A 12526-nucleotide genomic window follows, 5' to 3' on the forward strand; every position below is an offset into this window, starting at 1 on the left:
TCGGCGCTGCCGTCAGCAGCGCAGTCGGGGCGGCAGCGGTGACGCCACCCCGACGTCACGGTTCAGGTAGGTCGACTGCACGAAGGCGACGAAACGTTCCGCGTCGGCCGCGGTGGAGGCCAACCCGAACGAGACACGGACCGCGCCGCCGGTCGGCAGGCGCAACGCGTCGAGATACTGGTCGATCGTGTCGACGCGCGCCAACAGTCGCCGCCGCACCGACTCTCTCCTGATCCCGAACGCGCCCTCGCCCGCGCCCGGATTGCAGAAACAGCCGGTACGCAGGGAGAACCCGGCCGCTGCGGACTCCCGTGCGACGAGCCGCTCGTCGACGAGGGTGCCGTCCGGGTGGCGGAGGTTGAACGTCACCGTCCCGCCCCGCGCCGCACCGGTCGTCGGCCCGTACACCTGCACCAGCGGCCCGCCCGAGTCGTGCCGCAGTGTGGTCAGCCGTTCCAACAGCCATTCGGTGAGCAGGCCGACGCGGGTGTGGACGAGTTCGACGCCGATCGAGTCCAGCCAGCGCAACCCGAACTCCACGTCCGGGATGCTCAGGAAGTTGAGTGTGCCGTCCTCGAACGCCGACTCGTCGTCAGTCGACCGGTGCCAGTCGCCCTGCACACTGACCGCGCGAATGGTGCCGCCGGCGAACCACGGCCGGCGCAGCCGGGCCAGTGCCTCACGGCGGGCCAGCAGCGCGCCGACCCCGGTGGGGTAACCGAACAGCTTGTACCAGCTCAGGCACACGAAATCGGGCCGCACGACGCCGAGGTCCAACCGGTTCGTCGGCGTGAAGGCGGCGGCGTCGAGCAGCACGTCGTACCCGCGTTGGTGGGCCACCTCCACCCAGCCCAGCGGGTGCTGCACACCGGAGAAGTTGCTCTGCGCCGGATAGGCGAACAGGCCCCGGCCACCGGCCCGACCCCGTCGGCCGGCCAGGCCGCCCCGGCCCGCGTCCAGCACCGCGACCAGATCCGACTCGGCGACCCGTAGGTCCGGCCCGCTCAGCGGTACGTAGCGCGTGGTCGCGCCCGCCGCCCGGGCGTACTCGCGGACACCGTTGACCGAGTTGTGGTTGTCCCAGGTCAACACCAACGACCTGCCCCGGCGGAAGTCGTACGCCTCGCCGACCAACCGGCAGGCGCCGCTGGCGTTCGGGGTGAAGACGACCGCGTACTCGGCCGGGTCGGCGCGGAAGAAGTCGAGCACGGCGCGTCGGGCCGACTCCACCAGCGAACCCGCCGCGCCGCTGGTGGGGTTCTCCGAGTGCGGGTTGCCGTACAGGCCCGCGAGCATCCGATCGTGGTGCTCGCGTACCTGGGACTGCGCGGCCACCCCCGACCCGGCGTAGTCGAGATACACCTGCCCGTTGCAGTCCAGGTGGTGGTATTCGGTGGCCCGCAGGTCGTCGATCCGGCTCGTCGCGGCATAGCCGGGGCACGCCGTCGGCGAGGCGGGCGCCGCCGGTTCACCGGTGGCCATGGGAGCCCTTTCGTGCCAGCACCGCCCAGGTGGCCGTCAGGAAGAGCACCACGAAGCCGCCGAGCACCAACCAGTTCACCCACACCGGACGGGAGAAGCTGTCGCCGTACGTGGCGAGCAGCGGCGGACCGAGCGGGGAGCCGCCGTCGCGCCAGAGTCGCTCCACCCCGGCGGTGTGCCCCAGGGCCTCGAACGCCCACCGGTTCGACATGGCGTAGCTGAGCCACTGACCGCCGACCGCCATGGCCGGCACCGGCAGGATCGCACCGACGAACAACACCTGCGGGAAACAGAGCATCGGCAGCATGAGCGTCGCCTGGGCCGCGTCGGACACGGCCGCGGAGCACAGCAGACCGAGGGCGAGCGCGGCGGTCGAGGAGAGCAGCAGGGTCGCGTACAGGGCGGCGAAGTCGGGGCCGTCGACGGGTGGCAGCCGGTCGATGCCACGCAGGACCCCGAGCAGGGCCAGGTCCACCAGGGCCAGCAGCGGCAGCAGCACCGCGACCTTTCCCATCAGGTACGGCACCAGTCGGACGCCCGCCAGCCGCTCCCGGCGCAGGATCGGTAGCTCGGTGCAGATCTGCAGCAGCCCGTAGGTCAGGCCGAAGAAGAAGCCGCCGAACGCGATCCAGAACAGGATCATCACGGTCACCGTCGGGCTCGGCCGGGTCGGATCGAACGCTCCCGGGCGGAACAGCAGCGCGAACATGCCGAGCACCATCAGCGGCGAGCCGAGCAGGATCGCCAGGGTCAGCCGGTTGCGGGCGACGATCTCCGCGTTGCGTGCGGTGAGGACTGCCCACTGGCGCAGCCGGCCGACGTGCTCGGGTGCGCCGCCGCCAGCGTCGGTGGTGCGGGCCGGCCGATCGGCGTCGCGCCGCCGCTCGGTGAAACGGTCAGGCCACTCGGTGGGGTCCGTCGCCTGGTCGAGTCGCAGGTGCACCTCGGCGAGGGACCGCAGGTCGAAGAACTCCCGGGCCGCGGCCGGGGTGCCGGTGAACGCCAATCGTCCGTCGCGGGTCAGCACGACCACCCGGTCGCAGTGGTCCACGTCGGTGATCTGGTGAGTGGTGAGCACGACGGTGGTCCCCGTGTCGGCGAGCGCGCGGAGCACCTGGAGCAGCTCCACGGCGATCGCCGGGTCCAGCCCGGACGTGGGTTCGTCGAGGAGGAAGACGCCGGGCCGGGTGAGCAACTCGACAGCGATGCTGGCGCGCTTGCGCTCGCCGCCGCTGAGCAGGCCCACCCGGGTGCCGGCCCGTTCGTCGAGGCGCAGTTCGGCGAGCACCCCGGCGACCCGGTCGTCGACCGCGGTCGGCCCGGTGGAGCGGGGCAGGCGAAGTCGGGCCGCGTACCGCAGGGTGCGGGCCAGGGGCAGCTCCCGGTGGATGATGTCGTCCTGCGGGACGAAACCGATCGTGCCCGGGTCGGCGGTGCCGTCGTACGTCACGGTGCCCGCCGTCGGTCGCCGTACGCCCCCGAGCAGCTCCAGCAGGGTGGTCTTGCCGGCGCCGCTGGCGCCGATGATCGCGACCAGCTCGCCCGGCGCGACGGCCAGCGAGACGTCGTCCAGGATCTGGCGACCGCCCCGGACGCGCTGCCCGAGACCACTGGTGGCGATGCCGACGCCGGGGCGCGGGGGAGCGGTGGTCTGCTCGGTCGTCATGTCGATCGCCCGATCCGGTCGGTGAGGGTCCGCCTGAACATCGTTCCTCGCCGATGTTACTGAGTGGTCCGGTCGATGTACCGGCCGGATCGGTCGGCGCTGCCCGCCCACTCAGTCGATCGTGGTCCGTGCCTCCGCCGGCACCTGGAGAAGGTCCAGGCAGTTGCGCCACAGCGTCTCCAACTGGGTCGGATCGTTGAGCAGCTTGGCGAGCAGGACCCGTCCCTCGATCTGGGCCACGATGGACCGGGCGGCCTCCCGGACGTCGACCGACGGGCCGGCCAGGCCGCGCTCCTTCGCCTCGACGACGACCTTCTCGATGAGGGCGATCTGCTCCTCGAAGATCTCCTGGAGTCGACCGCGGATCTCCTCGGCCTGGTTGCTGAGTTCGAGGGCGAGGTTGCCGAACAGGCAGCCGGCGACCACTCCGGACTTCTGCTGGCCGACGCGCTGGATCTCCTCGGTCGCCACGAACAGGTCCCGTAGCCGCCGTAGCGGGTCGTGCTCGGTGCCGAGCAGTTGCTCCCACTGGCGGCGCTGGGTGACCCAGTGCTCGTCGATGACGGCGCGGGCGAGGGCCTGCTTGGATTCGAAGAAGTAGTAGAAGCTGCCCTTCGGCACGCCGGCCGTGGCGCAGATCTCGGCCACGCCCAGGGCCGAGTAGCCGCGCTGCTCGATCAGCGTGGCAGCCGCGTCGAGGATCTTGTTCCGCGCGTCACTGGTCCGTCCCATGCTTTGACGATACACGACCGGTCGGCTAGCTTTTAGTAGACCAGTCGTCTAGTGATCGTCCGGTCGGGCCACCAGGTCCGGCCGTCAGGGCTTCGGCCAGTCAGGAGAGGGTTCCCATGAGCACCAGTCAGGTACAGAAGGTCGTCGTGGTCACCGGCGCGTCCCAGGGCATCGGCGCCGGCCTCGTGGACGCCTATCGCAAGCTCGGCTACGGCGTGGTCGCCACGTCGCGCTCGATCGGCGCGTCCGACGACCCGCAGGTCGTCACCGTCCGGGGCGACATCGCCGACGCCGACACGGCGCAGCGGGTGGTGGACGCCGCCCTCGACCGTTTCGGGCGTATCGACACCCTGGTGAACAACGCGGGCGTCTTCGTCGCCAAGCCGTTCACCGACTACACCGACGAGGATTTCGACCAGGTGACCGGGATCAACCTCGCCGGGTTCTTCCACCTCACCCGGCGCGTCATGCCGCACCTGCTGGCCAGTGGCGCCGGCCACATCGTCAGCATCACGACCAGCTTCGTCGACCAGCCCAACTCGAACGTCCCGTCGGTGCTCGCGTCGTTGACCAAGGGTGGCCTCAGCTCGGCCACCAAGTCCCTGGCCATCGAGTACGCGGGTCGCGGTGTGCGGGTCAACGCCGTCGCGCCCGGCGTCATCAAGACCCCGATGCACCCGGTCGAGACGCACGAGACACTCGCCGGCCTGCACCCGGTGGGCCGGATGGGCGAGACCAGTGACGTGGTCGAGGCTGTCGTCTACCTCGAGTCCGCCCCGTTCGTCACCGGCGAGATCCTGCACGTCGACGGTGGCCAGAACGCCGGTCACTGACCTGACCCGATCCCGGAAAGGAGCAGGCGATGCCGATCGTCACCATCCAGATCACCCGCGAGGGCAGCACGCCCGGCACGTCCGCGGCGACCGCCGAGGAGAAGGCCGCCCTGATCAAGGGCGTGAGCGAGCTGCTGCGCGACGTCCTGAACAAGCCGTTGACGTCGACCTTCGTGGTGATCGACGAGGTCGCGACCGAGAACTGGGGCCGTGGCGGCCTCCCGGTCGATCAGTTCCGCCGACAGCAGAGCGCCGAATAGGGAAAGACTCAGGCATCCCGAGATGGCACCGCCCTGATCGCGGCCGGCCGGCCCGGTGGCATGAACGGGGCGGCGGGGGGAAGACCGGCCGTCGCCGAACAGGAGGGCCGGGATGAGAGCCGTCGTCTACGCCGACGTCCGAACCGTCGCCGTGCGGGAGGTGCCCGACGCGACGCTGGAGGAGGAGACCGACGTGCTCGTGCGGATCACCTCCACCGCTCTCTGCGGCACCGACCTGCACATGTACGACGGACGAACCGGCGCGGACCCCGGGCTGGTGCTCGGTCACGAGCCGCTGGGCGTGGTGCAGGAGGTGGGCAGCGCGGTGCAGACCGTCCGGCCGGGCAGTCGGGTGGTGATCCCCACGCACCTGTTCTGCGGGACGTGTGTGATGTGTGCGCGGGGGTTCTCGGCGGCCTGCCTGCGGGCCCGGGCCGACGCGCCGGGCGCGGCGTACGGCTACGCCGGGATGGGCCCGTACCGGGGTGCCCAGGCCGAGCTGCTGCGCGTGCCGTGGGCCGACGCCAACTGCGTGCCGGTGCCCGGCGAGCCGGGGGACGCGTACGAGGACGACTTCGTGCTGCTCGCCGACGCGTTCGTCACCGGCTGGCACGCCGCCGCGACCCTGGCCGGGGTCGAGGCCGGGGACACGGTGGCCGTGTTCGGCGCCGGCACCGTCGGCCTGTTGGGCGCCTACTCGGCCCTGCTGAGAGGCGCCCGCGTCGTCTACTGCGTCGACGGAGTCGACGCCCGGCTCGACAAGGCGGGCGAGATCGGCGCGGTGCCGATCGACTTCCGCCGTGGTGACCCGGTCGAGCAGATCCGCGCCGACCGGGCCCGGGCCGGGTTGCCGCTCGGCGAGGAGAAGGTGGGTGGGGTGGACAAGGTGATCGACGCGGTCGGGTTTCAGGCCCGGGACCGGGAGCACCCCGAGCGGGAGCGCCCGAACCAGGTGATCGTCGATGCGGCCCGGCTGATCAACCCGGTCGGCGCGATCGGGGTCGCCGGCGTCTACCCGGACCGGGACCTGCATCCCGGCCCCGGCGCGGACGACCGCGAGGACCTCGTCGCGCCGTGGGGGACGCTGTTCAGCAAGGGTGTCGCGGTCCGGTTCGGCCGTACCCACGACCGCCGCTACACCGTGCTGCTGCGCGACCTGGTCGTCGCCGGTCGTGCCCGGCCCAGCGTCGTCGTGACCCATCACGGCACCCTGGCCGACGCGCCGGAGTTGTACCGCCGCTTCGACCGCCGGGAGGACGGGGTCATCAAGGCGGTGCTGCGTCCGAGCTGAACGCGCGGGCCGCGGCCGACGACGCCCCGAATCGGCCTTAAGGGGCGTTAGGCCACGAGCCCTCTCCTGGTGACGGGCGTGTCGAGACGGCAGCCGTCGATCCGGCTCCTCGGGAGAGGCGTGGGTCACACCACCTGCGGCTGGATCCGCGTGGTGTTCCGGAGGCGCTGTCGACCTCACGACCTGATCAAGGTCATTCGATGGTGCCGGGCGCGCGAGCGCGTCGACCGTCGTCAGGTGGCCGCGGATCATGCCTGGTGGCGGCGCGTGTCAAGGGGTCGTCGGGCCTGATCTCGGCGGGGCTAGCATTTGACAACGTTGCCACCGGCGCGCGAAGGTGCCGGGAGGGGCTGCGGATGCGGCTGTGACGGGCGAATACTGCGCTACGTCTATATTGCCGGATTGTTACATTTTCAACAGGCCCTCGCCTTGCGGATGACCCTCCGGCCGCAATACGTTGCCGTCAACAACAAAACCAAGTGAAGGTTCAACCTTCCGGAGGCAACCGATGACGTTGGCGAGGTGGTACGAGCTATGAGCGACGTGCCGATCCTCCTTGAGATGCGCTCCATCACCAAGGAGTTCCCCGGAGTCAAGGCCCTCTCCGACGTCAACCTGGTGGTTCGCGCCGGCGAGATCCATGCCATCTGCGGCGAGAACGGTGCGGGCAAGTCCACGCTGATGAAGGTGCTCAGCGGGGTCTACCCACACGGCAGCTACGACGGCAAGATCGTCTACCAGGGGTCGGAGAGCAAGTTCTCCGACATCCGGGCCAGCGAGAGCGCCGGCATCGTGATCATTCACCAGGAGCTCGCGCTCATTCCGGGCATGTCGATCGCCGAGAACATCTTCCTCGGCAACGAACCGCGCAAGCGGGGCGCCATCGACTGGAAGGCCGCGAACCGGATGGCGCTGGACCTGATGGCCCGGGTCGGTCTGGAGGAAGACCCGGACACCCTGGTCAAGGACATCGGTGTCGGCAAGCAGCAGCTCGTGGAGATCGCCAAGGCGTTCGCCAAGGACGTCAAGCTGCTCATCCTGGACGAGCCGACCGCTGCTCTGAACGAGGCCGACTCCCGGCACCTGCTGGATCTGCTGCGCGGCTTCCGCTCCCGCGGCATCACCTCGATCATGATCTCGCACAAGCTGAACGAGATCGAGGCGATCGCCGACCAGATCACCATCCTGCGCGACGGCCGGACGGTGGAGACCCTCGACGTCAAGGCGGACGGGGTCGACGAGGACCGGATCGTGCGGGGCATGGTCGGTCGCGAGCTGAGCAGCCGGTTCCCGGACCACACCCCGAAGATCGGTGACGTCTTCTTCGAGGTCCGCAACTGGAACGTCCGGCACCCGATCTCCGCCGAGCGGCAGGTCTGCAAGAACGAGAGCTTCGTGGTGCGTCGCGGTGAGATCGTCGGCTTCGCCGGTCTCATGGGCGCGGGCCGTACGGAGCTGGCGATGAGCGTGTTCGGCCGCTCCTACGGGGTGTACGAGTCGGGCACGATCATCAAGGACGGCAAGGAGATCGTCCTCAAGTCGGTGGCGGACGCCATCGACAACGGGCTCGCGTACGTCAGCGAGGACCGCAAGGCGATCGGCCTCAACCTGCTCGACGACATCAAGACGTCGACGGTGGCCGCCAAGCTGTCCAAGATCTCGCACCACGGCGTGCTGAACGAGGTCGAGGAGTACCAGGCGGCCGAGTCGTACCGCAAGGAGCTGCGGACCAAGGCCCCGACGGTCGACGAGGGCGTCTCCAAGCTCTCCGGCGGCAACCAGCAGAAGGTCGTCCTGGCCAAGTGGATGTTCACCGACCCGGACCTGCTGATCCTCGACGAGCCGACCCGCGGCATCGACGTGGGCGCCAAGTACGAGATCTACGGCATCATCCAGCGGCTCGCCGACCAGGGGAAGGGCGTCATCGTCATCTCCTCGGAGCTGCCTGAGCTGATCGGGCTCTGCGACCGCATCTACACCGTGTTCGAAGGCGCCATCACGGGCGAGATCGCTCGGGCGGACGCGGACCCGGAGACCCTCATGAAGCAGATGACCTCGACGAAGAAGTTGGCCACCCGATGAGCCGTATCAAGGACCTTCAGAAGAACCTGTTTGGAGGCACGACCTCCAACGCCCGCCAGTTCGGGATGATCTTCACCCTGGTGGCGATCGTCGTCCTGTTCCAGATCCTGACCGACGGCCTGACGCTGCGGTCGGACAACCTGATCGCGCTGTTCCAGCAGAACTCGTACATTCTGATTCTGGCCATCGGCATGCTCATGGTGATCGTGGCGGGGCACATCGACCTGTCGGTCGGCTCCGTCGCCGCGTTCGCCGGCATCCTGGTGGCCAAGTCGATGGCCGAGTGGGACCTGCCCTGGCCCGCCGCCATCGTGTTCGGCCTCGCCATCGGCGCGGTCATCGGCGCCTGGCAGGGCTTCTGGGTCGCGTACATCGGAGTGCCGGCGTTCATCGTGACCCTGGCCGGCATGCTGCTGTTCCGCGGCGGTAACCAGTTCATCGGTAACGCCAACACCATCCCGGTGCCGGAGGGCTTCCGGGAGATCGGCGCGGGCTTCCTGCCCGAGTTCGGGCCGAACACCGGCTACAACAACGCGACGTTGCTGCTCGGCCTCGCCGCCGCGGTGGCCGTGGTGTGGCGGGAGCTCCAGGCGCGCAAGACCCGCCGGGCGATGGACGCCGACCCGGCCCCCATGTGGGTCTCGATCCTGCGGATGGCCGTCATGGTCGGCGTGATCGCCTTCGCCGCGCTGCGCTTCGCCAGCGGTCGCGTCGGCACCAGCTTCCCGATCTCGGGCATCATCCTGGTGCTGCTGGTCATCGCGTACTCCTTCTACACCCGCAACACGGCCGGTGGTCGGCACATCTACGCGGTGGGCGGCAACTCCCGGGCGGCCGAGCTGTCCGGCGTGAAGCTCAAGCGGGTCAACTTCTTCGTCATGATGAACATGTCCGTCCTGGCCGCCCTGGCCGGCATGATCTTCGTGGCCCGTTCGGCGGCCTCCGGTCCGCAGGACGGCAACGGCTGGGAGTTGGACGCCATCGCCGCGGTCTTCATCGGCGGCGCGGCCGTCTCCGGCGGTATCGGCACCATCAGCGGCTCCATCGTCGGTGGTCTCGTCATGGCCGTGCTCAACAACGGCCTGCAGCTGATGGGCGTCGGCACCGACCGGGTCCAGATCATCAAGGGCCTGGTCCTGCTGCTGGCCGTCGCGATCGACGTCTACAACAAGAGCCAGGGGCGCTTCTCCATCATCGGGAGCCTGATGCGACCGTTCCGTCGCGAGGACTCCGCCCCACCCGCCTCACCGCCGGACGCGGAGCGCGAGCCCGCCAAGGCAGCGGTGTCCGGCTGACGGCCACCGACCTCTCCAACCCGTCTCACATCAAGAAAGGCAAGTCCTCACCATGCGTAAATTCTTTGGCACGTCGGTGGTCGCGGTCAGCGCCGCCGCCATGCTGGCCCTCGCGGGCTGCGGCTCCGGCCGCGACGGCGACAGCAACTCCGGCGGCGAGGCCACCAAGGGCTTCGCGGCGAACTCGCTGATCGGCGTGGCGCTGCCGGCCAAGACCTCGGAGAACTGGGTCCTCGCCGGTGACCTGTTCACCAACGGCCTCAAGGAGGCCGGTTTCCAGGCTGACGTGCAGTACGCCGGCGCGTCGACCACGGTCGCCGACCAGCAGGCCCAGATCACCGCCATGACCACCAAGGGCGCCAAGGTCATCGTCATCGGCGCGACCGACGCCGCGCAGCTGTCGACCCAGGTCGCCGCCGCGCACGCCGCCGGTGCCAAGGTCATCGCGTACGACCGGCTCATCACCAACACGCCGGACCTCGACTACTACGTCGCGTTCGACAACTTCAAGGTCGGCCAGCTCCAGGGCCAGGCCCTGCTGGACGGCATGAAGGCCAAGAAGCCGAACGGCCCGTACAACATCGAGCTGTTCTCCGGCTCGCCGGACGACAACAACGCCGGTGTCTTCTTCAACGGTGCGATGGACGTCCTCAAGCCGGAGATCGACAAGGGCAACGTCGTCGTCGCCTCGGGTCAGAAGGACGTCAAGCAGACCGCCATCCAGGGCTGGAAGGCCGAGGGTGCGCAGGCCCGCATGGACCAGCTGCTGACCTCGACCTACGGCAACAAGGAGCTGGACGGCGTCCTCTCCCCGAACGACACCCTGGCCCGCGCGATCCTGACCTCGGTCAAGGGCGCCGGCAAGCCGACCCCGGTGGTCACCGGTCAGGACTCCGAGGTCGAGTCGGTCAAGTCGATCGTCGCCGGCGAGCAGTACATGACGATCAACAAGGACACCCGCAACCTGGTGAAGGAGACCATCAACATGGTCAAGGCTCTCCAGGCCGGTAACACCCCGCAGGTGAACGACACCAAGTCCTACAACAACGGCAGCAAGGTCGTCGACACGTACCTGCTCCCGCCGGTCGCCGTCACCAAGGCGAACGCGGCTGAGGCGTACGCCAACGACCCGAAGCTCGCGCCGCTCACCAAGTAATCAGCGCACGGTAGGCAGCAACGCCGATGGGTCCCGGGTCTTCACTACCGGGACCCATCGTCGTCTCCGCACCTGCGCGCCCATCGGTATCGACCCGGAAGGAGGTCTGACCGTGGCGGCACCAGTCCGGTCCAGGCCGGCCGGCGTCGGTCGTACCACCGAATCCCCGCTGCCGCCGCTCCCCGGCGCGAGCCAGGAGGAGATCCGGCGGCAGAACCTCGGCGCCGTCCTGCGCTACGTCCACCTGCACGGGCCGACGTCCCGGGCGGAGCTGACCAGCCGACTCGGTCTCAACCGCAGCACCATCGGCGCCCTGGCCGCCGATCTGGTGGCCGGCGGACTGGTCACCGAGGGGGCGCCGGCGAGCGTGCGCCGCGCCGGTCGACCCTCCCTGGTCGTCAGCCCCCGCTCCGACCGGGTGTACGCGCACGCTCTGAGCATCGACGCCGGCCGGCTGCGCGCCGCCCGGGTCGGCCTCGGAGGGCAGATCCTCGACCTACGGGAGGTCCCCCGCCTCGGTGGCATGTCGGCGATCGACGCCGTCGAACCCCTCGCCGACCTGGTCCGCGACATGGAACGGTCCGTGGCCACGGACGCGCTGCTGGTGGGCGGCGCGGTCGCGGTGACCGACACCACCCGCGACCCGGACGGCAGGATCCAGATCGCCGGCGTCGACGAGACGCTGGGTATCGCCCTCCAGGCGCAGTTCACCGCCGGCCCGGGCTTCGTCGCCGGCGACCTGGCCGACATTGCCGCCCTGGCCGAACACGTCCGGGGCGTGGCGACCGGCAACGACGACGTCATCTACCTGCACGGCGACCTCGGCATCAGCGCCGGCATCATCGTCGGCGGCCGACTGATGATCGGCCACCGCGGGCACAGCGGCAAGGTCGGCCACATGGTCGTCAACCCGAACGGCCTGCCCTGCGGCTGCGGTTCGCGGGGCTGCTGGGAGACCGAGATCTCCGAGGCCGCCCTGCTGCGGCACGCCGGCCGGGACCCGAGCGACCGCGCGGCGGTGGCCGAGGTGCTGCGCGCGGCGGCGGACGGCGACCGGGTCGCCCGCGACGCCGTCGAGCAGGTCGCCGACTGGCTCGGCTTCGGGGTGGCCAACCTGGTCAACGTGGTCAACCCGGACGCCGTGGTGTTCGGTGGATCGCTGCGCGACATCTTCACCGCGGGCGCGGACGTGGTGCGTGAACGACTGGACTCCATGCCGCTGCCTGCCTCCCGCGAGCACCTGCGGCTGCACGCCGCGGCCCTCGGCCGCGACGCCGTCCTGATCGGCGCGGCCGAGGTGGCGTTCGACAAACTGCTGGCCGACCCGCTCAACGTCGGCGTCGCCGGTCAGGTGGACTCCGCCGACCCGGTCTAGCGGATCTCCCGCACCACGCTGGCGCCGCTACCCGACCGGGACTCCCAGGTCCAGCTCTCCCGCAGCTCCAGGCGACCGTCGGCCGCCACCCCCACCTCGGTCACACAGTGCCCGGAGGACGTCTGCCCCTCGGCGTTGAGTTGGACGTAGCGGAAGTCCAACCGGTCGCCCTCCCGGGTGCCGACGAGGTGGCCGCGCCGGATGGAGCCGCCGGCGTACTCGGCCCACACCTCACCGGCCCGCTCGTGGTACGTGAAGACCGTCTCGGTGCCCACCTCGCCGGCCACCACGTCCGTCACCGCGGCGAACCGCCGGCCGTCCAACGAGATCGTCATGCCACGACGCTAGTCGACC

General features: G+C 69.9%; 11 protein-coding genes. 7 read left to right on the forward strand and 4 right to left on the reverse strand.

From position 1 onward, the window contains the following. Positions 1-12: 12 nt before the first annotated feature. The 3 genes from O7616_RS14520 to O7616_RS14530 form a co-directional block, all read right to left on the reverse strand. Positions 13-1482, reverse strand: a complete 1470-nt coding sequence (locus tag O7616_RS14520) for an aminotransferase class V-fold PLP-dependent enzyme (protein WP_282307269.1) — start codon at positions 1480-1482, stop codon at positions 13-15. Then, complete coding sequence (locus tag O7616_RS14525) at positions 1469-3148, reverse strand: ATP-binding cassette domain-containing protein (RefSeq protein ID WP_282307270.1); 1680 nt, start codon at positions 3146-3148, stop codon at positions 1469-1471. The genes O7616_RS14520 and O7616_RS14525 overlap by 14 nt, the downstream gene beginning before the upstream one ends. A 111-nt stretch (positions 3149-3259) precedes the next feature. Next, positions 3260-3880 carry a TetR/AcrR family transcriptional regulator gene (locus tag O7616_RS14530; RefSeq protein WP_282261310.1) on the reverse strand — a complete coding sequence of 207 codons (621 nt, stop codon included), beginning with the start codon at positions 3878-3880 and terminating at the stop codon, positions 3260-3262. Positions 3881-3996: 116 nt separating this feature from the next. Between O7616_RS14530 and O7616_RS14535 the strand changes: the two genes are divergently transcribed. The 7 genes from O7616_RS14535 to O7616_RS14565 all read left to right on the forward strand — a co-directional run bounded on the left by O7616_RS14535 (position 3997) and on the right by O7616_RS14565 (position 12172). Then, positions 3997-4713: an SDR family oxidoreductase gene (locus O7616_RS14535; RefSeq protein ID WP_282307271.1), complete on the forward strand. Its 717-nt coding sequence runs from the start codon at positions 3997-3999 to the stop codon at positions 4711-4713. Positions 4714-4742: 29 nt separating this feature from the next. Beyond that, positions 4743-4973, forward strand: coding sequence for a 4-oxalocrotonate tautomerase family protein (locus O7616_RS14540; RefSeq protein WP_282307272.1), 231 nt, complete (start codon positions 4743-4745; stop codon positions 4971-4973). 112 nt (positions 4974-5085) lie between these two features. Further along, the gene (locus tag O7616_RS14545) at positions 5086-6264 is read left to right on the forward strand and encodes a glutathione-independent formaldehyde dehydrogenase (RefSeq protein WP_282307273.1); all 1179 of its coding nucleotides are present in this window, start codon (positions 5086-5088) and stop codon (positions 6262-6264) included. A gap of 534 nt (positions 6265-6798) precedes the next feature. Continuing rightward, the gene (gene mmsA, locus O7616_RS14550; RefSeq protein WP_282307274.1) at positions 6799-8346 is read left to right on the forward strand and encodes a multiple monosaccharide ABC transporter ATP-binding protein; all 1548 of its coding nucleotides are present in this window, start codon (positions 6799-6801) and stop codon (positions 8344-8346) included. Next, complete coding sequence (mmsB, locus tag O7616_RS14555; protein ID WP_282261300.1) at positions 8343-9641, forward strand: multiple monosaccharide ABC transporter permease; 1299 nt, start codon at positions 8343-8345, stop codon at positions 9639-9641. Before mmsA ends, mmsB begins: the two co-directional genes overlap by 4 nt. Before the next feature lie 52 nt (positions 9642-9693). Beyond that, positions 9694-10797 (forward strand): sugar-binding protein, encoded by a 1104-nt coding sequence (locus O7616_RS14560; protein ID WP_282307275.1) that lies wholly within the window; start codon positions 9694-9696, stop codon positions 10795-10797. A 112-nt stretch (positions 10798-10909) separates the two neighbouring features. Continuing rightward, positions 10910-12172 carry an ROK family transcriptional regulator gene (locus O7616_RS14565; protein ID WP_282307276.1) on the forward strand — a complete coding sequence of 421 codons (1263 nt, stop codon included), beginning with the start codon at positions 10910-10912 and terminating at the stop codon, positions 12170-12172. Here the strand turns inward: O7616_RS14565 and O7616_RS14570 are convergent. Then, positions 12169-12507: a hypothetical protein gene (locus O7616_RS14570; RefSeq protein WP_282307277.1), complete on the reverse strand. Its 339-nt coding sequence runs from the start codon at positions 12505-12507 to the stop codon at positions 12169-12171. The genes O7616_RS14565 and O7616_RS14570 overlap by 4 nt on opposite strands. Between the last annotated feature and the right edge of the window lie 19 nt (positions 12508-12526).

This window comes from Micromonospora sp. WMMD964 (genome assembly GCF_029581455.1).
Lineage (GTDB): Bacteria > Actinomycetota > Actinomycetes > Mycobacteriales > Micromonosporaceae > Micromonospora.